19 protein-coding genes and 1 other RNA gene are annotated in these 23,732 nt (G+C 45.3%); 2 read left to right on the forward strand and 18 right to left on the reverse strand.

Features of this window, described 5'->3' with window-relative positions; genetic code table 11:
- Position 1: 1 nt before the first annotated feature.
- The 10 genes from CS921_RS11430 to CS921_RS11475 form a co-directional block, all read right to left on the reverse strand.
- Entirely contained in the window at positions 2-1,363 is a 1,362-nt protein-coding gene (locus CS921_RS11430; RefSeq protein WP_099224007.1) for a glycoside-pentoside-hexuronide (GPH):cation symporter, read from the reverse strand.
- Positions 1,364-1,524: 161 nt separating this feature from the next.
- On the reverse strand, positions 1,525-1,782 hold the full coding sequence (locus CS921_RS11435; RefSeq protein WP_099224008.1) for a YaaL family protein: 258 nt from the start codon (positions 1,780-1,782) through the stop codon (positions 1,525-1,527).
- A gap of 12 nt (positions 1,783-1,794) precedes the next feature.
- Positions 1,795-2,391, reverse strand: a complete 597-nt coding sequence (gene recR / locus CS921_RS11440) for a recombination mediator RecR (RefSeq protein ID WP_099224009.1) — start codon at positions 2,389-2,391, stop codon at positions 1,795-1,797.
- A 90-nt stretch (positions 2,392-2,481) separates the two neighbouring features.
- On the reverse strand, positions 2,482-2,799 hold the full coding sequence (locus CS921_RS11445; RefSeq protein ID WP_099224010.1) for a YbaB/EbfC family nucleoid-associated protein: 318 nt from the start codon (positions 2,797-2,799) through the stop codon (positions 2,482-2,484).
- 31 nt (positions 2,800-2,830) lie between these two features.
- The gene (gene dnaX / locus CS921_RS11450) at positions 2,831-4,570 is read right to left on the reverse strand and encodes a DNA polymerase III subunit gamma/tau (RefSeq protein WP_099224011.1); all 1,740 of its coding nucleotides are present in this window, start codon (positions 4,568-4,570) and stop codon (positions 2,831-2,833) included.
- A gap of 159 nt (positions 4,571-4,729) precedes the next feature.
- Positions 4,730-6,805: a LapB repeat-containing protein gene (locus tag CS921_RS11455; protein WP_099224012.1), complete on the reverse strand. Its 2,076-nt coding sequence runs from the start codon at positions 6,803-6,805 to the stop codon at positions 4,730-4,732.
- 640 nt (positions 6,806-7,445) lie between these two features.
- Complete coding sequence (locus tag CS921_RS11460) at positions 7,446-7,919, reverse strand: DUF3284 domain-containing protein (RefSeq protein ID WP_099224013.1); 474 nt, start codon at positions 7,917-7,919, stop codon at positions 7,446-7,448.
- The gene (locus CS921_RS11465; RefSeq protein WP_099224014.1) at positions 7,916-8,116 is read right to left on the reverse strand and encodes a DUF3188 domain-containing protein; all 201 of its coding nucleotides are present in this window, start codon (positions 8,114-8,116) and stop codon (positions 7,916-7,918) included. Before CS921_RS11465 ends, CS921_RS11460 begins: the two co-directional genes overlap by 4 nt.
- A gap of 2 nt (positions 8,117-8,118) precedes the next feature.
- Positions 8,119-8,340 (reverse strand): hypothetical protein, encoded by a 222-nt coding sequence (locus CS921_RS11470; RefSeq protein WP_099224016.1) that lies wholly within the window; start codon positions 8,338-8,340, stop codon positions 8,119-8,121.
- Positions 8,341-8,467: 127 nt separating this feature from the next.
- Positions 8,468-9,832, reverse strand: a complete 1,365-nt coding sequence (locus CS921_RS11475) for a PTS sugar transporter subunit IIC (RefSeq protein WP_099224018.1) — start codon at positions 9,830-9,832, stop codon at positions 8,468-8,470.
- A 325-nt stretch (positions 9,833-10,157) separates the two neighbouring features.
- Here CS921_RS11475 and CS921_RS15730 point away from each other — a divergent pair, with 325 nt between their 5' ends.
- Both CS921_RS15730 and CS921_RS11480 read left to right on the forward strand, forming a co-directional pair.
- A complete protein-coding gene (locus tag CS921_RS15730) occupies positions 10,158-10,292 on the forward strand; it encodes a hypothetical protein (protein ID WP_240422349.1) in 135 nt (44 codons plus the stop codon).
- Between the two features lie 212 nt (positions 10,293-10,504).
- Complete coding sequence (locus CS921_RS11480) at positions 10,505-13,465, forward strand: immunoglobulin-like domain-containing protein (RefSeq protein WP_099224020.1); 2,961 nt, start codon at positions 10,505-10,507, stop codon at positions 13,463-13,465.
- Positions 13,466-13,507: 42 nt separating this feature from the next.
- Here CS921_RS11480 and CS921_RS11485 read toward each other — a convergent pair whose 3' ends face one another.
- The 8 genes from CS921_RS11485 to CS921_RS11520 all read right to left on the reverse strand — a co-directional run bounded on the left by CS921_RS11485 (position 13,508) and on the right by CS921_RS11520 (position 23,695).
- Positions 13,508-14,689, reverse strand: a complete 1,182-nt coding sequence (locus tag CS921_RS11485) for an immunity 26/phosphotriesterase HocA family protein (RefSeq protein ID WP_162921755.1) — start codon at positions 14,687-14,689, stop codon at positions 13,508-13,510.
- 69 nt (positions 14,690-14,758) lie between these two features.
- Positions 14,759-15,409 carry a hypothetical protein gene (locus CS921_RS11490; RefSeq protein ID WP_099224024.1) on the reverse strand — a complete coding sequence of 217 codons (651 nt, stop codon included), beginning with the start codon at positions 15,407-15,409 and terminating at the stop codon, positions 14,759-14,761.
- Positions 15,410-15,572: 163 nt separating this feature from the next.
- Positions 15,573-15,838, reverse strand: an RNA gene (ffs, locus tag CS921_RS11495) — signal recognition particle sRNA large type.
- A gap of 285 nt (positions 15,839-16,123) precedes the next feature.
- A complete protein-coding gene (locus tag CS921_RS11500; protein WP_240422350.1) occupies positions 16,124-17,626 on the reverse strand; it encodes a gluconokinase in 1,503 nt (500 codons plus the stop codon).
- A 205-nt stretch (positions 17,627-17,831) separates the two neighbouring features.
- Positions 17,832-19,571 carry a thiol reductant ABC exporter subunit CydC gene (gene cydC / locus CS921_RS11505; protein ID WP_099224026.1) on the reverse strand — a complete coding sequence of 580 codons (1,740 nt, stop codon included), beginning with the start codon at positions 19,569-19,571 and terminating at the stop codon, positions 17,832-17,834.
- Entirely contained in the window at positions 19,571-21,292 is a 1,722-nt protein-coding gene (cydD, locus tag CS921_RS11510) for a thiol reductant ABC exporter subunit CydD (RefSeq protein WP_099224028.1), read from the reverse strand. Before cydD ends, cydC begins: the two co-directional genes overlap by 1 nt.
- Complete coding sequence (gene cydB, locus CS921_RS11515; RefSeq protein WP_099224030.1) at positions 21,292-22,305, reverse strand: cytochrome d ubiquinol oxidase subunit II; 1,014 nt, start codon at positions 22,303-22,305, stop codon at positions 21,292-21,294. The genes cydD and cydB overlap by 1 nt, the downstream gene beginning before the upstream one ends.
- The gene (locus tag CS921_RS11520; protein ID WP_099224032.1) at positions 22,292-23,695 is read right to left on the reverse strand and encodes a cytochrome ubiquinol oxidase subunit I; all 1,404 of its coding nucleotides are present in this window, start codon (positions 23,693-23,695) and stop codon (positions 22,292-22,294) included. The genes cydB and CS921_RS11520 overlap by 14 nt, the downstream gene beginning before the upstream one ends.
- Positions 23,696-23,732: the final 37 nt, after the last annotated feature.

Below are 23,732 nucleotides of genomic sequence, written 5' to 3' on the forward strand. Positions count from 1 at the left end.
GTTATTCCTCCTCTTGCAGACGCCGATCCAGTTCTTTCCGAATCGCCGGATAGATTTTATCCAAATCATAGAAAGACATGATGATCATCGAGATAATCACGAGAATCGCCGGTAATATCAAATAATTCAACTTAATGGCGAAGAGGGCACTAGTCGTTTGCTCAGCACCTGCCACATAACCGCCCCACGCCAGCATGAAACCGGACATAGCACCCGTTAGCGCCATTGCCACTTTTCCAAGAAAGCCGTTGATTGCCGAAAGCACCCCGGCCGCGCTGACACCCGTCTTGAATTCCCCATAGTCGACCGGATCGGCCTGCATGGAAAAGTAGATGGCCTGACGGAGACCGCTGCCAAACGCCATAACAATTGCCCCAACAATCAGTAGCGGTACATTGACATTCGCCAAAAACATGACCACGAAGCCGAGCAGGTTGATCACACTTCCCAGCATGAAAATGCGCTTCTTAATCCACTTTTGAGACAGCCAAGGCGTGATGACCGTCCCAGCAAGCGGCACAAACGAGCCAATCCCAGCAATCACTCCCGCAATATCCGGCCGCCCTACGTTATAGGTATAATAATAAATCAGCGAGCCGGACATCAGGAAGACCGAGCCCCACATAAACAAGATGTTAACCGCAAAAATGTACCACGGTTTGTTGCCCTTGAGCGCCGTGAACGCCTCCTTGACCGTCACCTGCTCTTTGCGAATTTTCACTTTTTCTTCCACATTTCGGAAGGTGAAAAAGAACAGCAGCGTGCCAACAACTGCAAAAATCAGCATGGTGAAGAAGAAGCCCTGCTGCTCCGAGCCACCGCCAAGCATTTGCACAAGCGGCATGGTCAGCACACTCACAATCGTCGAACCAATGACCGCAAAGATCATCCGAAATGTCACCAGTACGGTCCGTTCATTCGTATCACTTGTCAGGCTAGGCAGAATTGAAGCCATCGGAATATTGACCATTGTATAGGCAATCGATAGCCCGATATAGGTGATATAGGCATAAACCAGCTTGCCAACATCGCCAATATCAGGAACGAAGAACGCCAGCACGCCCAGCAACCCGAATGGAATGGCGCCAATTAGAAAATATGGACGTGATTTCCCCCAACGCGTGTTTGTTTTATCAATAATGATTCCCATCAACACATCGGAAAAGCCGTCGATTACTCTCGTGACCAGAAAAAGCAAACTGACTTGCACTGCGGCCAGTCCAAATACATCCGTATAAAAATACATTAAATAAAGCGTTATCATTTGCCAAATCAAATTACATGCAAGATCAGAGGCACCGTACCCAATGCGCTGCTGCCACTTGGAAACCGTCTTTACTTCAACAACGGCAGTTTTTTCCATTTTATTCCCTCCATCTAAGTCATTTTTTCAGCGTTACGTAACATCTTTATTAAAGCGCTTTCTCAAGAAAAGCTCAATGTCATTTTTACATGTATTTATCCGCTTTTTACAGAAAGACCACAAAACTCTTGTTTAAAGCCACAAAAAAACCACATAATCAATCACTGATTATGCGGTCTGTTTTGTACTTCGCGATGACGCGCTTCTTTGAACAAATAGAAATACTTGGCCTCCGCCTTTTTTTCTTCAAATTCAAGCCGAGGATCGTAGCCAAAGCTCTTGTGCAGCAACACCTTCTGCTTGTGCCAATTTTCCTGTGTGGCTTCGATCAAATCGAGCAGATAGCGGTCATATTCCTTATGCAGTTTACCGATTTTTTTCTTTTTCTTACGGCCATGTCTGGCGCTTCGTGCTTCCACATGATCACCTCTTTAAACTTCCCGACGGCCTTCAAGCGCCTTAGAAAGAGTTACTTCATCTGCATATTCCAAGTCGCCGCCAACTGGAAGTCCGTGCGCAATTCGCGTCACTTTGATTCCGCTTGGTTTGACAAGACGAGAAATATACATGGCAGTTGCTTCACCTTCTACATTTGGATTCGTGGCAAGAATGACTTCCTCCACTTCTTCATTTTGAAGGCGTTTGATCAGATCAGGAATATTGATATCTTCCGGCCCGATCCCGTCCATTGGCGAAATCGTTCCGTGCAGTACATGATAAAGACCATGATAATCGCGCATTTTTTCCATCGCAATCACATCTTTCGGCTCCTCCACCACACAAATAACGGTTTGGTCGCGCGACGTATCTGAACAAACATAGCAGGGATCCTTATCCGTAATATGTCCGCACACGGAGCAAAAACTCAAATTACGCTTGGCATCGACCAGTGCCTTGGCAAAATCAAGCACGTCATCTTCTTTCATGTCTAGTACATAAAATGCAAGTCTGGCAGCCGATTTTGGGCCGATTCCCGGCAATTTCATAAAACTATCCATTAGTCGTGTAATCGGCTCTGGATAATGCATTTTTCATCGCTCGCTTTCATTGAAGGAAAAAGCGTCTGCCCGCCGGAAACTCCGCTCAGACAAACGCTCCCCACTGATTCATATTTCAAATTAAAGTCCTGGGATATTCATACCCTGTGTAAATTTGCCCATCTTCTGAGCCGTTGTTTCATCCACTTGTTTCAGCGCATCATTCGTTGCAGCCAGAACAAGATCTTGCAGCATTTCGATGTCTTCAGGATCTACCACTTCTTCTTTGATTTCAACATCTAAAACTTCACGTTTACCAGTAACCTTTACGCTGACCATACCGCCGCCAGCTGTTCCAACGAATTCAGACGCTTCGATTTCAGCCTGTGCTTTCGCCATATCCTTTTGCATTTTCTGCATTTGTTTCATCATACCTTGCATATTTCCCATTCCACGCATATTTAAAATCTCCTCTTCTATTTAAGATTATTTACTCCTTGATTTCAAGCAAGTCCTCTCCTACCAGCTTCATTGCTTCACTGACAAAAGTATCCTCCTGCTTCGGTGCCGATTTTGGCGCCCCTGCCTCGTCATCACCATCCGACTGCATGTCATGGCTTTGGAGGAAGCTTTCACGCACCTCGATCCATTGGTTCTCAGGAATGCCGATAAATGTATAATTGACCTTGGTCAGCCGTGAAATCCCGGATGTGACCGTTTCGACAAAGTTCGGATTATCCATCGCCATCTGACAGTGAATCTCATGCTTAAATTTTAACACAAAAGTGTCTTCAGAGGCAGCCACAGGTTCCGCTTCATTGAGAAGTGCCGCCTGAGAAGCCATCAGCATGGAAAGCAGTTCTCCCCAACAGCCGCGAATCAGCTGCAAGTCCTGTTTTTTCGCCGCGCCGAGCACATGATTAATCCTGCCCACCGGTGCCTTGAACTGCTTGCCGTTATTAATATTCGCCTTTTTGCCGCGCGCCGGTTTGGCTTCAGCTTGGCTTGGAGCCGCCCCGCCATTTGCCAACTGTTTTTTCAAACTGGCAATCTCGCCGCGCAACTGATCGATTTCCTGCCTGAACGCACTCGTATCGACCGGTGCCGCTGTACTGTCGCCCGCTCCTGTAGCAGGAGCCGCCCCGCCGCTAAGTTGGGTCATTTGGACGATTGCCACCTCGACGTAGATGCCAGGATGATTGGTAAACCGCATTTGCTGCTGGGTATCATTCAGGACCTTCACGCAGGCATAGATTTTACTGGTATCCGCCCTGTCCGCCAACTCTTTGAACGCATCATCCGCCAGCGCCCGTTCAAGCGTTTCCTCGAGATTGGGTGCCTTCTGGTAGAGCAAAATGTCTCTGAAAAAGACCAGCAAATCTTCCACCAGTCGAACCGGGTCTTTCCCTTCCGAAAGAAGTGCCGATAATGTTTCCAGCGCCTTGGCAGCATCCTGCGTCATCACACTGTCCACCAGACTCGTCAAGAGGTTCTGCGCAACGGAGCCGGTAATCTCAAGCGCATCCGCAATCGTCACCTCTTCCGAACCGTAAGAAATCACCTGGTCGAGCAGACTCAGCGCATCCCGCATCCCGCCTTCAGCCGCACGTGCCACAATCATCAAAGCTTTTTCATCATACGCGATTTTCTCTTCGTCCAGAATGTAAGCCATTCGTCCAATGATATCCTGCGTTGTGATTCGCTTAAAGTCGAAGCGCTGCACACGTGAAATAATCGTCAGCGGCAGCTTATGCGGCTCAGTCGTAGCCAAAATAAAAATCACATGCTTCGGCGGCTCTTCCAGTGTTTTGAGCAAGGCATTGAAAGCACCTGTCGAAAGCATATGGACTTCATCGATAATATACACTTTATATTTAGCGACAGTCGGCGCATATTTTACTTTTTCCCGAATGTCCCGAATTTCTTCCACACCATTATTGCTGGCAGCATCAATCTCAAGCACATCGGGAATACTTCCATCCGTAATCCCTTGGCAAATCTCACATTCATTGCAAGGCTCCCCATTCGTACTGTGTTCACAATTGATCGCTTTCGCAAAAATTTTCGCCGCACTTGTTTTCCCAGTTCCACGAGGTCCGCTGAACAAATAGGCATGCGACGTTTTATTTTGGGTGATGGCGTTTTGAAGCGTCTTCGTCACATGGCTCTGCCCGACGACATCTTCAAAAGACTGCGGCCGAAAAACACGATATAATGCTTGGTATGCCATCTGTCACGCTCCTCTAAACCTTAGTAGTTTTATTATAGCTTATCTGCCTGCATTTGATAAGAAGAAACTGCTGGAATTTGGAAAAAACCCCCTTTTCTCACTGCATGAAAAAACAAAGCCTTCTGTCAAAAACAGAAGACCTTGTTAGACCTTATAAACTCAATTCTCACTATGTTTCCGTCTTCTTAGCAAGCTAAAACCTACAAGAGCAATGATTACACCAGCTGCTATCCAAACGTTCATTTGTTTATCACCGGTTTTTGGTAATATATTTTTAACCTGTGAAACATTTTCTGACGTATTTGTTTGTACATCTAAATCTGTTTGTTTTTCAGTCGCTACTACTTTCTGCGCATCATTTTCTTTCACACTTGAAGATGAAACTGATTCTTCTACATCGTCCTTTACTCCGTCACTTGCACGGTCATTCGCCTGAGTTCCCGAATCATCCGAATCAGGTGGCACAACATCCTCCTCATTCTTCTCGATATGCACTATCACTTGTAACGTTTCTGACTTCTGACCGTATTGGTTTTCTGCCTGCAAAGTAACGATGTAGTCCCCTGGCGTCGAAAAATCTACAACTGAATCAAAATCTGAGCTGATTGTTGCATTAGTAGCTGTTTCTGCATTGATTTTTTCAAGAAATTCTACTTCTGATACTGACTGATTTTGTTCAAAAGTAACATCCGTTTCCGCTTTGATCGTTGGTGCTTGACTAACCACATGCACGGTTACTTCTTTTTCCACTTTGGCCGATCCAGCATTTGCTGAAACCGTTACTTGATAATCCCCCGGCGTCGAAAAATTCACCTGCGTTTCAAAATCACTATCAAGTTCATTGCCTTCATCTGTCTCTGCGTTAATATCTTCTAAGAACTCCGCCTCCGTCACATCAGCATTCACATCATAGGTTATTTCATCATCTGCCGTTAAATTGATCATAACGACATTAAAAGGAACCCATACATTACCACTTATTTGTCCGTTTTCAGACGTAAAGCTGAAATTCTCTGTTTCGCTGTTATTCGGCACATTTTCCCAAGTAATAGTATTAGTTGTTTTATCATAGGTTCCGTTTCCTTCAGGGGTAATAATCAACCGATTTCCAAATACATCTTTCCAGGAATCATCAAGTTGTAGCGTGATCATACCATTCACACCGATTACGGTTTCTAGTGTAATCTTTTGGCTTGAACCATCAATAGCCGCTCCCTCTGGTATGGAAGAAAAATCAGTCAAGTGGTTTTTGGAACAGTTAACGGTTGTTAATGCACCATTTTTATCCACTTTTAACGAAGTTAGTTCGTTGTCATCCCCATTTAAGGTATCTAATTTATGCTGATTCGTTAAATCAAGCTTTTCTATTTTATTATGCGCGCAAGCAAGATAAGTTAACTGGGTATTATTAGTTACATCCAGTTGGGTCAATTGATTATTCGAACAATCCAAATTATCTAAAGCTACATTATTCGCCAGATTTAATTCTGTTAAATTATTACTTGCACAATTCAATTGAGTTAGATTAGGATTATTGCTTACATCCAATTCTGAAAGACTGTTTCCATAGCAAAAAATACTGCTAAGTGCTTGATTATGGCTAAGGTCAAGAGTCCGAAGGTCATTATAATAACCATCTAGAAAATGCAATTTAGAATTTTGACTGACATCAAGTTGGGTTAATAAATTGCCAGAAAAATTCAAAGAAGAAAGTTGAGGGTTTTGTGTAACATCTAATGTTTGTAACATATTAAGGCTACAATCCAAAGTTGTCAGCTGCAGATTCTGGCTAATATTCAAAGAAGTCAACTGACTGTAACTGCAATCCAACTTTTTTAATTGTGGATTACCGCTCAGGTCAAGTGTACCTAGCGAATTCCACCCGCAATCCAAACTTGTTAATCCTGTTAATTTTTCCAAACCACTCATATCGGTAATATTTTTACCCCTGCAATCTAAGCTGGTTAGCGTGGCTAATTGCTCTTCACTAATATAATCCGTTGACTGCTGTGAAAAAGCAGCGGCAACTGTCTTTGCTAAGTTATCATCAGGAAACCATTCATCAAAAGTTTGCGAAGTTGCCGAAACTTGCTTCAGCGAACTTGCTTTGTTCTCTTCTTTTTGCTCAGATGGTACTAATGTATTATTATCAACAGTATCTGCTAAAGTTGTAATTGGGCTTAAAAGTGTAGCTAAACTAATAAAAGAAACGGTTAAGACTTTAGGTGTTTTCAAGATAAGGACTCCTCAATTCACTATTATCGTACTATTTATTATACTTTATATCAAAAATAAATAATTCTCATACAAGTACTTATCGAAGCATAAATGTTAACTTTTAGTGTCTTTTATAGTGATTGATGAATTTTCACTCAAATTTTTATTATTGAAATAAGAAATAAAACTATATCATGTAGAACAAAGTACATCTCTAATCCCAAATAATTTTCGCCGTCAAAAGAGTCCCTACAGAAAATTTCTCAGTAAAATACGCACTGCCTCTAATTTTATGTTTCGAAAGCCAGAAATTTTCCTCAGCGATATAATAATCTCACGTTATTTGAGCACTTCGCGAAAAAATTGCTTTGATATTACTTAACTCTATATTTCAGACATCGAGCATGGTTTGATAGGCTTGGTTGTATGATTGGTCTTCACTAAAGCCATTTGTTTGTATTCACATACATCCAAATTTTGACAAACTTGGCGAGCTTGAGTAGGCGGTCGAACCTCTCTCCAGCTCACATAACTGTTAGCAGGATATCTTCTATGAAAATCCCCCTGTTATTCACCCGTGGTAAAACTCCCTTTATTCTGCACAACCAAAAGGCCAAGAGCATATCTTGGCCGGTAAGAAAATATATAAGTGCAACAACTATTTTTCTGGTGGTGCTTCTACGTTCTGTCCTACTTTTTGCTTTTCTTTATTTTGGTTGATAACGGATAGTTCGATGGATTTCAGCAGATTTTTGACTTTTCTTTTGCGGAAGAAGCCGAAAATAAAGCCGACTAGCACATTGTTCATTTTTTGCATGGTCGCTTCTGCTTCAATGGTTTCCAAATACTCCACTTCACAGCTGTGTTCACTGTTTGGCGTGATCGTGTACGTCGTTGTATGTGTATTGACGCGTCCCTTCGTTTGGAAACGATAAACCGAATTTGGTGTGATTTCCTCGATCGTCGTTGTTGTCAAAGCACCATTTGACATCGTCCGCTGATAGGAGTAACCTTGCAATTTGCGGAGCGTAAGTGTTTTACCTTTTACCTGTTTGATATCATAAAGCACGGATTGAACGATGACATCAAAACATTCTTTATCCGAAATATAGAGCTTTTGTTTTACTTTCATTTCTTGTCGTCCCCCTGATCTTGATCATTTTTGCCTTTTTTGATCTTGCGATAGACAAAAATCCCACCAATTACTGCAATCGCAAGGCCCGTAAACATCATCGGCATATTTGCTGCACCGTCTTTTCCGTAAATAGGGCTAAGCATAATGATAAATGATCCAATACATACAATAAAAAGTCCATTTGATATTTTCATTTTTATCCCACGCTTACTTGGAAGTAAAGTACTGCACCGATTTCAGTTGCCTTGATCGCCGCTTTGGCAACTTTGGCCGCCTTTTCTTCATCCTGGATATTTGTTTCAAAAGACAATTTCATGCCTTGTTCCGCAACTTTTTTAAAAGTAATTCCGTCCTGATCGTGCTTTTCCAATAAATCTGTCACATACTCCCGTTTCATCGGGCAATTTACAATAATCAATGAAAAAACCTCCTCCTGTATATTTTAACTTTATCTATCATCCGTTGCAATGGATTTCTTATTGTATGGACTGGGCAAACAAAAAATAGGGCTGGCCGCACTCCCCAATCCGGCCAGCCGTAACTGTTTATTCTTTCATTTCTTCTTCCGGTACGCCAACGCGATTTGCGGTAATGACAAACGGTACCCAGATTAGGAAAGCAACCACCATATTGATCAGCGAGATCACTGGTGCCATCCAATCACCACCCGTTGCAAGGAACGAGTTGAGTAGCGGCGGCATTACCCACACTGTCGCAATTTTAACTGGCCCGACAATGCCCCATACTGTGGCAAAGTAAGCAATTGTCACCATTACCATCGGCGCAATGATAAATGGAATCAAATAAATCGTATTAAGTACAATCGGCAAACCAAACATGATCGGTTCATTGATATTAAAAATCCCCGGCCCGAGCGATAGTTTCGCCACTGTACGCGCATCGGCACGTTTGGAAAACATTAGCAACGCGATGATCAGGACAAGCGTCCCGCCGGATCCGCCCATCCAAACATAGGCATCAAACGAACCGCGCACCCAGTCGAACGGCAAAGCAGTGCCATCCTGAGCAGCTGAAATATTTTGCAGCTGAGCGGTGCCCCACAAGGATTCAAGTACTGGCGCAAGTACGTTTGGCCCGTGAATCCCAAAGAACCAAAGAATCTGTACAAGGAAGGTGACTAGAAGCACAGCCCCATAGCCTTGCGACAGAGATAGTAACGGTTCCTGGATGGTTTTTGAAATCCAAGTAATAACGTCCATATCAGTAACTTTAAAGAATACCCAGTCAATAATGGCACACACATATAAAGCAACAAGCGCTGGAATGATCGCAGCAAAAGCCTTACTTACAGCTGGTGGTACTGATTCCGGCATTTTAATGATGATATTTCTGCGCATCAGTTTGGCATAAATGATGGTCGAAATAAAACCAAAGATCATGGCCGTGAACAGACCGGTCCCATTTACCTGACTCAGACTGATGAAGCCCCAGATGCCTGTAAACTCAGATGGTAAAGAACTTGGGTCAAAATTAGCATTGGCAGCAGCAAGCGCGCCTTCTACAGCATCACGTCCGACTGTGACCGCCAAGTTCATCACAAATGCGGCAAGTGAAACGAGCGCTCCGGCAAGTCGATCCACGTCATAGACCTTGGCCAAATTATACCCGAGCGAAACGGCAAACACGATGGATACAATCGCAAGCGAGCCGTTATAAACATATCCATTTACTCCGATGAGCGGTTCCATGGCGCTAACAAAGCCAGTCCAGCCCCAGTCAGTCGGAAAATCCCTAAAAAATGCATTTAGTAAAACAGCAATCGAACCCGCCATTGTGATTGGCATAGTCGAAATAAATGCATCACGTAAAGCCACTAGATGTTTTTGCGAGCCTATTTTTGCAGCAATAGGCACAAAATATTTCTCTAAAAACGCTGTTAATCCGTTCATAATGAACCTCCCATTTTGTCTCTTTCTTTTTTCATTATGTCTCCCTAAGATCGATATACGTTTTCCCTTCTATTTATTTCGTAAAAACAAGTGTGGATGACCCCTTTTCCGTGTATGTACGCCCCCTTTCTCCTACTGATTGGAAAAATGGTTCCAGTTGTAATACTAGCAATTATTGTGCCAAATCTATAAAGTCCCGCCTTCTTTGATGAGCCAACATTTCAAACGCTTACACACTTACTAACACACAAAATGAAAACGTCATCATATTTTTACACACTTTATTTTTGTGCTATAATTTGCATGAAATAGAGGTGATTTTGATATGGCACTAAAATCAGATATGCCAGAAGAAAGCCGGAATAGTAAAGTGATTGAAAAAAAGGACTTTACCATTATTTTACCTGACCCGCCAAAATCTTCCCCTTCTAAGAAACCAGACACAAACGAATCTAAATAATCTTGTAATAGGATCCTTTTCCCAAAGGATCCTATTTTTTTGTGTAATCATTGAAAAAATTCACATTTTAGACATATTTACAATTCCACTCACAGTGCCACTTTCGATTAATCGTTCACAATTTAGACATATTTAACAACGAAACCGTGTTGTAACAGTACTTTCATACTTTCTATAATTAAAAAGTATTCTTACGCACTGGAGGAGGACGTATGTTTCACAAGTTTAAAAAATTATTTATTATCTTAATCGTTTTAGTGTTTATTGAGCAGGGTATCGCTTCAACCATACCCATCAACGCAGAAAGCACAGAAAAAAACATCGAGACCTCGCTAAGTCTCGACCAGATTACTTTAGAAGATCAAACAATGCTGACTATTAAGAATCATCTAGATACACCTGTTCAGTATACGCTGCCGAACGGACTTTCCTTAGAAAACAATAGCCAACAAATCGAGGTAAAAGCGCATGAAACGAAATCATTCATACTTAAAGCTACTGCAGCTGGTACATACATACTTACTATTTCTAACAGCCTGCCTCTTAAGCTATCCGTTACTGAGCCTAAAAATCCAGGTGCCTCTGTAAACAACTCGTCACTTCGAGCAATGGGTTTCTATGGTGCTAGTTTAGGCGTTTACTCAAAGTTCTATACAACGCCTACCAGAGAGCCGATTACTTTTTATCCTTATACAGAAGATGACTACCTGACTTATCAAGCAAGTATGTATACGGGGGGCAACTTCAAAACATGGGGGCAAATGTTTCGTCTAGACGATAAAGACAAAATCTGTCTTACGGAAATTCCAACCGTCTCAACTAGTGGTGGTTTGACGCCTGATGATGTAACACTGTATTATTCGACAGACGGTACCAATTTTAGTGATACGCCGCCAAGTGATTTAAGTGTGGTCAAATGGGTTAAGTATATCGTCACTCAACCTGAAGCACTTGATACTTCTACGCAAAGTATAACGGTTAATTTTCAAGCAAAGAGTCTTCCATCTGATCAGCTAACAGACAGCGATTTTGGCAAAAATAACGGTCACCAGCCTTCTGGTGTTTTCTTTGCCACTGGACGTGATGACAACCGATACGATGAAAATGACATGTCGGGTATTTCTAGTGTCATTTTTGCAAACCCGACGTTTCACGGCTATTTTTATCAGGAGCTGACTACCGAGCATGGCAGGAATCGGCAAGCAATCGATCCGACCTTCCCGCCAGTTGCAGGAATAACTGCTCAAATGCTGGATGAAAATAATAATGTGATCGCTCAAACTGTGTCAGACGAAAACGGTCTCTATACTTTCTCGAAAATTCCCCGGACAGATGTTGCCAAAATCGTCTATACGGATCCAAAAAATGAATACTATACCAGCTATTGCTATCGAGCTAGCGATCCAGGAACAAGCGATCCCGGTGACTATGCTTGGTATAGCTTTGAAGGCAATACGATGACATTTTCAGATATCCGTTCTATTTACAGCTCGCTTTACAGTAATCCGCTTCGGAAAGTTGAACAAACGTTATCTGCCAAAACGCAGGATATTTATTATGTCATCGGCGACCCCATTCCCAATATCCGGACAGGCGTTACTGCGTTATATGACAGCTATGAAGGGGATATTCGTCAATTCCGACTTTACAATACGTCGAACAATTATACCTTCCGCTATGACGATTCGCAGGTGAAATGGGACACGCCGGGAAAATATCCCGTTAAACTGATGCTTTCCAATATGAACTATGCCTTTGGTTATGCTTATACACCAGAAATGCAGGCGACTTCCCGCATTGATACGACCATCTATGTGTATGTGTCGCAAACAAAGCCGCCGGTCATTCAGGCAGCCGATCGCGAAGTCTATACAGATGAAAATTTCGATCCACTGGAAAACGTGACAGCGACAGATCCGGATGATGGCAGTGATTTGACGGATCAGATCGTCGTGACGGACAATCAGGTGGATATGACGACGCCGGGCGTTTATCCGGTCACTTACCGTGTGACGGACAAAGATGGCGACTCTACTGAAAAAACGGTGCACATTACGGTGCGCGACCTCAGCATCCAAGCGGCCGACCAAACGATCATGCAGGGCGACACGTTTGACCCGTTGAAAAATGTGACGGCAGCTGACAGTGCGGAAGGTGACTTAACGGACAAGGTGAGCCAGACAAATAATGTCAATTCGGCGATTCCTGGCATCTATCAGGCCACCTATAGCGTACAGAATTCAGCGGGGCACCGGACTGAGAAAACCGTTCGGGTAACGGTTCTCGAACGCGAAAAGCCGGTCATTCAGGCTGACGATCAAACGATTTACTGCGGGGATTCCTTTGACCCAATGAATCATGTGACGGCGACTGATGGCATGACGCATGAAGATCTAACGGATAAAGTGATCGTGACACGCAATGACGTTCTTCCTGACACGCCGGGTGTTTACGCGGTTACTTATCAAGTGGAAAACAGTCTTGGCGGGGTAACGGAAAAAACAATTCATGTGACGGTGCGCGACTTGACGATTTCAGCTTCCGATCAGACCTTGCAAGTTGGCGACACGTTTGACCCGATGAAGGGTGTAACGGCCATGGATACGGTGCAGGGCGACATTACTGCTTCTGTCAAAGTGATCGCAAACGATGTGGATACTGAAAAAGTAGGCCTTTATCATGTCACTTATCAAGCTACAAATAATGATGGTCATCAGACAACCAAAGCGATTGCGGTGCGAGTGATGGCAGATGGAAGTAAAAATACACCGCCTGTCATTGATGCAGCAGATCTGACGCTCGCACTCAACAGCACCTATAATCCTTATGCACATGCCACTGCTTATGATAAGGAGGACGGTGACCTGACCAGCAAGCTTCAAGTGGTTAGCAATAATGTTGATACATCGAAAGCTGGCAGCTATGAAACCACCTATGCAGTGACTGACTCAGCTGGGGCTACGACGTCCAAGTCCATCCGTGTTACCGTGCTGGCTGAGGGCATCACCCCAAATCCCAACTCATCTCAAGGTCCAACCGGCAGCCCATTTGCGAAACAGGCTTTACTGCTGCCCAAAACTGGCGACACACAGGCCGGCTGGTACGTTCTTTCCGGGCTGATCATTCTTGGCGCTGGGATACTTCTTGTTAGAAAAAAACGGAAACATTCATAAAAAACAGGTAGGAGACTGACACACAGTTTTCCTACCTGTTTTTTATGGGCAAAATATTTGTTGATACGTTTCCCAGTCGATACCGCCATACATTCGGTTGAAATCGGCAAAGCTCTTGCAGTCCTGGCTGATGCCCATTTCTCGCCAGATTTTTTCTAACGCCGCCTCGTCAAAGATTGTGTTCGGATTTTTGAGTAGCCCTGCCTCGCGCTTCCCGGTCAAATACTGATTATAGCTCTTTGGACCACCGCCAATTCCAGCATTCGGGAGGAATTCGACTTCGTGGGGATTCCGGCGGATAAAGTCTCTTGCCGACATGGTGACACTGGCAAAGCCCCAATCAAATCGAACGGTTATCTCTTTGGGATTGGCTGCTAACAGTTGATGGTGTGGCTGCCCGTAAGCGCTATAGCCCCAGTAAGTCGTCTGCTTGCCATTATAGGAATAACTCATTGGTAACAGGACGTCCTCTTCTATCAGCGGTTTATGGCCAACGACTGGCAGTACTCCGCGCAAAACGTCATCGTCCATCATGGCTTCCGGATTAAGCAGCGGCTGTTTTTGTAGCAGCTCGACATTTGCCACATTGGAGGGCGAGACATAGTCAAAAACGCGGACAAAGATGGGCACTGTCATCAGCAGTCGCATGAAATGCTTTGAATCCTGCGGCATTCTATTCTTCTTTCGGTAGTCTTGAAATGCGCCGATGATCAGCGCAAAACCATATTGGTCATCTGCAACTGGAAAGGAAAAAATATCGCCCACCCGGTAGGTTTTTCTGATTTTGGCCTGTTTGAGCGCTTTTGCCAGTTGTTTTTGCCAAATAGACAGCGCACCGTATTCATTTTCCAATATTAGAGGTAGCTGTTCGTCAAGCGGCTTGTCATGATCGAAATAGAGCACCTTGAAATGCTCTACGCCAATCTTTAGTGCCAACTTGTCGACTGCTTTGGTCATTTTCAGACGGGCTTTTTTCGTTTTGACTTTCAGGATATTGGCTCGTGTGATGGGTTTGCCTTTTGTGCCCGCTCGCCCTTTGATCAGCTCGTTTTCAAGCGGAATGTCGTAATCGATCTCCTGATAGAAGGTGTCATTCTCAATGATCAGCTTGACAATTTTCTTCTCTTTGGTGTAGCACACGGCCGTATCATCCAGCCGAATCCTCTGACAGTCCTCGTCAAGCGGGATTAGTGCCAGCAAGTTTCTTGAAGTATTCGTGATCAATTTCATCAGCTCCTTGAGGTTTTAGAGAAAAGGCAGCACATTTATGAGAAATGCACTGCCTCGGCAATTTTACGATAGATCTGTAATCGAGAAAATCAACATCTTGTCTTTTTCATCGACTTTGGTCGTTACTTTTTTATTCAATTTGTCTTTGAAGAGCTGGGTGATATTGACAAAATCATCGTCTGTACTGCGCTCGCTCTTTTTCAGTCCTTGGAAAAAAGTGGGCTTGATGCGAACGATATATTCATCTGTTGCCGTGTCATTCGGGTCATACCGATAGATTTCATTGCCGTCAATATCATGGAAGGAGTAGGATGCGTAAATGTCATTGCCTGTACTGTAAGAATCTACTTCTGTCACATAGGCATTTCCGCCGCCGCTATAATCCAAGAATCCGCTGTAAGCTTTGTTCGTGGATGGTTCATTGAGTTCGTATTGTCCGTAAGCAATCCGGAAAAGATACTCAATATTGTAATAGCTGTTTACGCGGAAATATAAATCTTTGTCGTCGCCTTTCTTGTCTACGCCTACATCTGAAATTGCAATTGGAAATACCTCATAGAGCTTTCCGTCCACTTCATAGGCGAGCTGGTAATCATCCAAAATTTCCTGTCGCTGAAATAAGCCGAAAAGAGTTCCTAAAACCAGACCGAGTATAAGTAGTAAAATGACAATTGATAAGGTGATGATTGTACTTTTCTTCTTCAAAAATTGCATATTCTTCATCCTTTGATTCATTACTCTGACGTTTGCTTCTCCATTTTACCAGTTTTTGCATGCAAGAGGTACCTTTTTCAAAAATTATCATAAAGCTGTAAAAAAAGACTGCAGTTTAGGAAAAAATCCTTCACTACAGTCTCGTTTGATTTTAAAATTAACGCCGTGCACCTCACATCGACATATAACCACCTGCGTTACGCTGATCGTTAGCTCGGATCAGGCGACCTCGCGGCACATGCAAGACACTGCTTAATGCTGCTTCCTTCCGGACCTGACATAGTTCACAGGCTTTCATTGCGCAAGACCCGATCGTCAACACCACGTGTCAACGGCTGACCAAACAGTGACATGCCTCAAATGAGGAATTCAACCCCGCTAGAGCGGATTGCGGGTTACAGGGCGCCGCTATCTCCCCGTCTAGCACGGCAAAGTTGCTACCAATATTCATCAATGAGCCGGCAATTTCATGTATTTCTGTTAAATTGGGCTCAAATATTAGTGTACCTTTTTCAGGCAAAAAGTGCAAGGAAAACCTTGTAGATTTTAGGACAAGTACATGCTGACTCCAGCAGCAATGATTGTACCGACAACACAAATACCTACTAAGATAAGGGCGATCCAAACAATTTTTTTATTCATGATCCTCTGTCTCCCTTCGTGCTTTTTATTTCTATTCCCGCTTTGGAACTTTGCGAAAACTTTTCCGATGCTTTATTTTACCAGCCCACTCTGCCACTTCGCAAGTTTATGATAAGTGGTGGCTAGTTGGGCGGTACTTTCTTTGAAAATTTCATGCAGCTCGCGGTACGTCTCGACATGTGCCGGTTCGGGCTGGAAAACCTTGGCAATGACGGGTAGTCCGGGCAGGCGTGGCTCATCAATCAGGTGGAGCGCTTGCATGGCTAGGATGACGGCACCGAGGCTGGAACCTTCGATCGTATGGGGCACGCGGACTTCTCTGTCAAAAATATTGGCCAAAAGCTGGCACCAGAAATCGTGCGCTGAGATGCCACCGGATACATAGACGATATCCTCTTCTTCGGCGATGCTTTCATAGATGCTGGCCAGGTTGAGGGCAATGCCTTCTAGGACCGCTCGAATGAGATGGGCTTCCTTGTGGTTGACGGAAAGGCCGATGAAGCCGCCTCGCAGGTTGGTGTCCCAGTACGGGGCACGCTCGCCTAGGAGGTAGGGATGGAATAGTAAACCGGCTGCTCCGGCGGGTGCAGATGCTGCTCGTTTGATAAACGCGGCAAAATTGTCCGTCTGGCGTTCTGCCGCTGTTCCAAACTGCTGCAATGCCCATTCGACGATTTTGCCTCCGCCGTTCACTGCCCCGCCAGTAATAAACAGCTCTTTTGTGACGCCATAGCAGAAAGTCCGCTCATATGGGTCCGCTTGATAATGCGTGCGAATCTTGCGGACGGCACCGCTTGTTCCAACGGTCACGGTCACATCATGGGGACGGATCGCCTGAATGCCCAGATTGGCCAGTGCCCCGTCGCTTGCTCCAACGACAAATGGTGTATCAGGCCGCACCCCCAGCCGCTCTGCCCATTTGGGAGACAGGTGGTTCAAAATGGTGGTTTCCGGCACTACTTTTGGCAGCATGGTCGGGTCGACATGGGCCAGTTCGAGCGCAAACGGCTCCCATGTGTGGCTCTCCAAATTGTACAGGCCTGAACCGGATGCCAGGGACTCGTCGATCAGCCAGTCGCCAAACAGTCTGTAGATCAAAAAAGACTTGATGCCGCCAATTTTGGCCGCACGCGCCATCAATTCCGGGCAGTCTTCGTGCAGCCAGCACAGCTTGGCAAATGGGCTCATCGGATGGAGAGGTGTGCCCGTTTTTTCATAGAGAGGATGCAAATCATACATTTGTTTCAACTTGGCGAGCGTTTCGTTGCTGCGCTGGTCGGCCCAAGTCAGGCACGCGGTCAGCGGATTATTTTTCTCATCAAAAAGGATCAGACTGTGCATGGCAGCACTGAATGAAACGGCTTCGAGCTGTTCCGGGCGAATCTCTTGCATCACGGTCTGAATAGCTGTGACAGTCGCTTGCAGAATTTCTTCGGGATCCTGCTCGGCCTTGCCGGATGGGTCTGTATAGAGCGTGTAATCCACAGCATGGCGCGCACGCATCTCCCCGCTTTGGCGGAACAAAACAGCTTTCACGCTCGATGTTCCAATATCTACCCCCATTAGATAGCCCATTTTTCCACACCTTTCTTCCTTTTTCATTTTATTATACGTGAAAAAACGCGTCAGACAAAGTGCGCCAACTTTGATGATGAGCTAACAAAAGATGCTAAATACAAAAGTCTAAATTAATATTAAAATCCACACAAAAACACAGGCAAGAAAACGTGTAAAAATGTTTTCCAGCCTGTGTTATTTCTATTTCCTGAAAAGGCTTCTTTTATAATTTTATCGGCCGGTCCAGCTCGTAAAGATGGCGGTAGCGCTGTTCGCTGGTCATGAGTTCTGCATGAGAGCCTTCCATCAGACTGCGACCATCTTCAAGAAACAGCACCCGGTCCATTTTTTCTGCGCCAACCAGATGGTGCGTTACCCAGATGAGCGACTTGTCTGCCAGTGTTTCAAAAATCGTTGCAAGCAGATCGCGTTCTGTAATCGGGTCCAGCCCAACTGTCGGTTCGTCCAAAATCACTATCGGCGTGTTTTGCAGCAAAATTCGAGCCAGCGCAATCCGTTGACGCTCTCCGCCGGAAAAGCGGGCGCCCATTTCAGTCATAGGCGTCTTATAGCCCTGCGGCATGCTCATAATGAAATCATGCATGTTGACCTTTTTCGCCGCTTCGTAAACCTCTTCATCCGTGGCGTCTTCATTCCCCATCCGAATGTTGTTCAAAACCGTGGTGCTGAAAAGATGGGCTTTCTGATTGAGCATGGCTGTGATTTCTGCCATTTGCGGGCGTAGTTCGGCTACTGGGACGCCATTCATCGTGATGCTTCCTTCCGTCGGTTCAAGCGCTCCTTGCACGAGTTTCAGAAAAGTCGATTTCCCGGTGCCGCTTCGACCGATGATGGCTACTTTTTCCCCCTGCTTCAATTGAAAATCAAACTGATCCAGTACTTTGCGGGCATTGCCTGTGTAGCGGAAGGTCAATTTTTCAGCTTGCAAAACAACTGCATCCGTTTCGATTCGCTCTTTTTGGTCCATTTCATGTTCAAAATCCGGCAGATCTGTATCTTCAATTTTGTCCAAACGTCCCAGTGAATCTTCATACAGCGACTTGTCACTGATGGCACTGGAAACTGGGATGAACGCTTCGGCAAGCGACATGATCGCCAGTGTAAAGGCGGCAATCAGCGTACCGGAAAATGCCCCGCTATTCGCTTCGCCCGAGCTCCAATAGACCATCGCGATCACCATGACACCTGCTACCAGTTGACTGATGAAGTCTCGCCAGTTTACAAAATGAAATTGCTTGGTTTCTACTTTCAAAAGCGCCTTCTCATCCGCCTCATAACCGTCGATAAACGCTTTTTCACGTCCGCTGAACATCCAGTCACTCAGGCCGAAAACCGCGTCTGTAAACTGCTGATAGAGTCCGTTACGGCCCTGCTTCAAATAAGCATTTTTTCCGCGTGCATATAGCAGTGAAACGAGTGGAAAAACAAACACCAAGAGACCCAGCAAAATAACGAACAAACCTGCAATCGGCAAAGAAAAAACGCCCAGCGCAATAATCACGCCTAAATAAAGCATTAGACTGACGATCGCCGGCAACATGGTCGTCAGGTAGAAGTTCTGAATATGTTCAATATCATCAGCGAGAAGCCCCAAAATGTCGCCCGTTCGATAACGCGATTTAAGAAGCAGTGACTGTGGTTCAAGAATCCGGTACAACCGCACACGCATTTTCTCTAAAATCCGCAAAACGAGCGAATGGCTGGCCAACCGTTCGACGTAGCGTGACACAGAACGCATAATCCCGAAAGCCCGCACGCCAACCGTCGCAACATAGACTGCCATGATCGATTCCGGCATCAGCGAGCTTTTGGAAATCAGATGCCCAGAAGTGAACATCAGCGCCGCCCCTGCCGAGAATGTCAGCACGCCGAGCAGAATAACGATGATAAACAAGCGCAGATTCTGTTTGATATAAGGTCCAATCCAGCTGTTTTTCAGCATTATATCTCCTCCAATTGCGCTTTGATCAGCTCATAATAAAAGCCTTTTTTCGCTAAAAGTTCGGCATGTGTCCCAGTCTCCACAATGCTGCCGTGATCCAGCACGATAATCCGGTCCATTTCAAGCATCCAGTGAAGTCGATGCGTCGCAAAGAATACCAGCCGATTTTCAAACAAGTCGAGCATTGGCCGCTTCAACTCATATTCGGTCTCAATGTCCAAATGGGCTGTCGGCTCATCCATCAAAACAACCGGTCGATCGGATAGAAAGGCCCGCGCCAGTGCAATCCGCTGTTCCTGACCGCCGCTCAAGGCCCGCCCTGCTTCACCAATCATGGTCTCAAAACCGTCCGGCATCTCCGCCAGAAACGCCGTCAGTCCAGCCGATTCAGCCGCCTGCTCAGCCTTTTTCCGACTGGCTTCCGGATGGTAAAAACGAATATTGCCCAGCACCGTGTCATGAAACAGATAAGGATGCTGCGGAATATAGGTCACCTGCTCCTGCCACGAGCGATCCGTGAGAGCAGCCGACCGGCCGTCAAAGCGAAACTCTCCCGACTCCGGTGCCAAAAAGCCACTGAGCACGTCGATCATTGTGGACTTCCCTGAACCAGTGGCCCCGATAATGCCGATTTTTTCATGACCGTGTACTTGAAACTCAGCTTCGGCAAGCGACGACTCACCGGCATCTTCATGCGTGACGGTAATGCCTTCAAATTGAAAACTTGTCGACTGCGTATAACGAGGTGCCGGCAAAGTAGCCTGCCCTTTTTTCATTTCTTTTCCGCGGTCGATAATCGCCTGAATCGTCCGACCGGCGTCCTGTCCGTCAAGGGTTGCATGATAGTCTGATCCCAGCTCGCGAACCGGCAGAAAATATTCCGGTGCCAAAATAAGCACAGCCAAAGCAATCGGCAAGCTCATCAAACCGTCGATCAAGCCCAGTCCCAAGAACAAAGCCACAATGGCAATCGACAGCATCGTGAAAAAGTCCAGCGCAAAGGAAGACAGAAAAGCTACTCGCAATGTCCGCATCGTTGCCTTTCGGTAGCGCGAACTCGTTGCAGCAATCTTGCGTTCATGACCGTGACTGAGCCCCAAATATTTCAGCGTCTCAAGCCCTTTCAGCGAATCGACAAAGTGGTTGGACAAAATCCGGTACGATTCAAACTGCGTATCTGCTTGCTTTTTCGCAGCCAGTCCCAACAGAATCAGGAAAATAATCAGGATTGGGAAGGTAACCGCCAAAATGATCGCCGAAGTGATATCCTGTGTGACCACATAGATCCAGATCATCACGGGAATGACCATCATATTGATGAACTTGGGAATGAAGAGTTCCAAATAGCGCCGGAAATCCTGCACGCCCTCCATGACCATCGTTACGACTTTCCCGGTTCCTTCCGCACGTGTAAACCGCGGCCCCAGCACGAATAAATTTTCCAGCAGTTCTTCCCGCATTGTTCGCCCGATTTGAGCTGCATAGCGGTAAACGATCTGCTTTTTCCATACGTTTAGAAAATGACGCACCAAATAGGCCACCGCAAAGAGGCCTATTTGTGAAATAACGGCAGAAAACGGTGCCTCGTGAAAGAGAGCGGTGATCGCATCTGCCAAAAAACGCGCCATTGCAATAATTGCTGCCCCCTGAATAACCGTGAGGACAGCAAGAATCGCCAGTATCTGTTTGATTTTCGGATACTTAAATAGATCTTTTCCCATTAATACGTCATTTTCTCCTTACTAGAAACGCGCTTCCGGAAAACATAGTAACTCCAGATCTGATAGCCCAGCACAAACGGCAGCAGGCTTACAGCTACAATGGTCATTACACTTAATGAATATTGCCCCGAAGCAGCGTTTTGAATAGTCAAATCAAAGCTGGAACTGATGGAGCTGATCATCACCCGCGGGAACAAGCCGATAAAAATGGTCGCGATGGTGAAAACGATCCCCAATCCGCCAAACGTAAAGGCAAGTCCGTCACGATCCTTCCACAAGAAGAATGCGGAAAGCAGGTACATGACCACTACAAGCCCGATCGTAAGCGGCACAAGTACCGGACGAGCTTGGAAAATATCTGTATTGAAATACGCTAAAACTACATAGATGAGCAGCACCGGCACGGTGATAAACCAGACACGTTTAGCCATTCGGCGGGCCCGGTCCTGAATATCATCTTCTGTACGCAGTGTGATAAACATCAAGCCGTGCAGCAGGCAGATCATGGTGATCGTCAAACCGCCCCACACGGAGAATAGTGAAATGTAGTCAAAGAAACCTGCATACATATCCATTTCACCATTGATTGGCATGCCTTTGACCAGGCTTGAGAATAGTACGCCTAGTAAGAATGGCGGCAGGATGCTTCCAAAGAAAATCACCCAGTCCCAAACTTTTCGCCATGTGACCGAATCTTTTTGACCGCGGAATTCAAAGGAAACACCACGGCCGATCAGTGCCAGTAGGAATACGACGAGCGGGATATAATAACCGCTGAACATCGTCGCATACCAGTTGGGGAAAGCGGCAAAAATGGCGCCCCCAGCTGTCAAAAGCCATACTTCATTGGCATCCCAGAACGGACCGATCGTATTGACCAGTACGCGCCGTTCCAAATCATTACGTGCCATAAAACGCGTCGACATTCCGACGCCAAAGTCGAAACCTTCCAGGAAGAAGAAGCCGATAAACAGGACAGCTACTAATAAAAACCATAACTCATTCAGTGACAACTTCTTCGCCCCCTTTATCAAATGGATCTACAGACACATTCTCTTCTTTTTTCTCCCCATATGGTCCTTTTTTGATCTCTCGAATGAAAAGGTAAATCAAAATAATGGCCAAAATGGAATAAATGGTCGAAAAGGCGATAATCGAGAATAAAATATTCCCGGCTGAAACATTCGGCGAGACGGCATCTGCAGTCGTCATATAACCAAATACCACCCACGGCTGTCGGCCAATTTCTGTCATGATCCAACCCATCGAGTTAGCGATAAATGGAAGGAAAATCATTGGCACCATAATTTTCAGATACCAAGTGGCATGTTCTAAACGTTTACGCCAAGCAAGTACGATACCAATTAGAGCAGCTAACACCATGATGCCGCCAGCAGCGACCATAATTCTAAAGCTCCAGAATGAAGTCCTTACAGGTGGAATATAATCTCCCGGTCCGTATTGTTCCTCATATTGAGCTTGCAACTCGTTCATCCCTTCTACAGAGCCGTGTAAGGTTGAATAGGATAAGAAGCTGAGCGCATACGGAATTTCAATCGACCATGTGTTTTTCTTATTTTCCGGATCGATTCCGGCAATCATCGTCCACGGCGCCGGATCGGCAGTCGTGTCCCAGATGCCTTCTGTTGCAGCCATTTTCATCGGTTGCGTTTTCACCAGATACTGTGCTTGTGAGTGTCCGCTAAACATGGTTCCAAAACCGCCAATGACGGCCATGACCATCGCAATCTGGAAAGAGCGTTTGAAGAACTTCACATCCTGCTTCTTGATCATCTTATACGCACTGACACCGGCGATAAAGAAGGCCCCGGTGGCAAATGCCCCGAAAATAACGTGCGGAAATTCGACGAGCAGCTGACCATTTGTAATCAGCGCCCAGAAATCATTCATTTCAGCGCGACCGTTTGTAAATTCAAAGCCGACTGGATGCTGCATGAATGAGTTGGCCGCAAGAATCCAGAAACTGGAAAGAATCGTCCCTATCGCTACTAGCCAAATGCAGGCCAGATGCAGCTTTTTGCTAAGACGGTCCCACCCAAAGATCCAAAGACCGATAAATGTAGATTCCATAAAGAATGCAAGTAGTGCTTCGATTGCTAGTGGCGCACCGAATACGTCCCCTACAAATCGTGAATAATCCGACCAGTTCATCCCGAATTGGAATTCCTGAATGATCCCGGTCACAACCCCAACAGCAAAGTTAATCAGGAACAAGTGTCCCCAAAACTTCGACATTCGTTTGTAAACTTCTTTTTTCTTCACGACGTAGAGTGTCTCCATCAGTGCAACCATAAATACTAAACCAATTGACAGCGGCACGAATAGAAAGTGAAAAATCGTGGTTGATGCAAATTGAAATCTGGCTAGAAATAACTTATCCAACCATTTCCCCTCCTTTTTTGCGTTTTATTAGGAAATG

The sequence above is a fragment of the Listeria costaricensis genome (assembly GCF_900183385.1).
Classification (GTDB): domain Bacteria; phylum Bacillota; class Bacilli; order Lactobacillales; family Listeriaceae; genus Listeria; species Listeria costaricensis.

Coding starts and splice junctions, on each gene's coding strand:
- dnaX (WP_099224011.1), bottom strand. CDS start 4,570: ATGGCATACCAAGCATTATATCGTGTTTTTCGGCCGCAGTCTTTTGAA.
- CS921_RS11465 (WP_099224014.1), bottom strand. CDS start 8,116: ATGAAAATATCAAATGGACTTTTTATTGTATGTATTGGATCATTTATC.
- CS921_RS11445 (WP_099224010.1), bottom strand. CDS start 2,799: ATGCGTGGAATGGGAAATATGCAAGGTATGATGAAACAAATGCAGAAA.
- recR (WP_099224009.1), bottom strand. CDS start 2,391: ATGCATTATCCAGAGCCGATTACACGACTAATGGATAGTTTTATGAAA.
- CS921_RS11490 (WP_099224024.1), bottom strand. CDS start 15,409: ATGCAATTTTTGAAGAAGAAAAGTACAATCATCACCTTATCAATTGTC.
- CS921_RS15730 (WP_240422349.1), top strand. CDS start 10,158: ATGGCACTAAAATCAGATATGCCAGAAGAAAGCCGGAATAGTAAAGTG.
- cydD (WP_099224028.1), bottom strand. CDS start 21,292: ATGGGAAAAGATCTATTTAAGTATCCGAAAATCAAACAGATACTGGCG.
- CS921_RS11430 (WP_099224007.1), bottom strand. CDS start 1,363: ATGGAAAAAACTGCCGTTGTTGAAGTAAAGACGGTTTCCAAGTGGCAG.
- CS921_RS11500 (WP_240422350.1), bottom strand. CDS start 17,626: ATGGGCTATCTAATGGGGGTAGATATTGGAACATCGAGCGTGAAAGCT.
- cydC (WP_099224026.1), bottom strand. CDS start 19,571: ATGCTGAAAAACAGCTGGATTGGACCTTATATCAAACAGAATCTGCGC.
- CS921_RS11480 (WP_099224020.1), top strand. CDS start 10,505: ATGTTTCACAAGTTTAAAAAATTATTTATTATCTTAATCGTTTTAGTG.
- CS921_RS11460 (WP_099224013.1), bottom strand. CDS start 7,919: ATGAAAGTAAAACAAAAGCTCTATATTTCGGATAAAGAATGTTTTGAT.
- CS921_RS11475 (WP_099224018.1), bottom strand. CDS start 9,832: ATGAACGGATTAACAGCGTTTTTAGAGAAATATTTTGTGCCTATTGCT.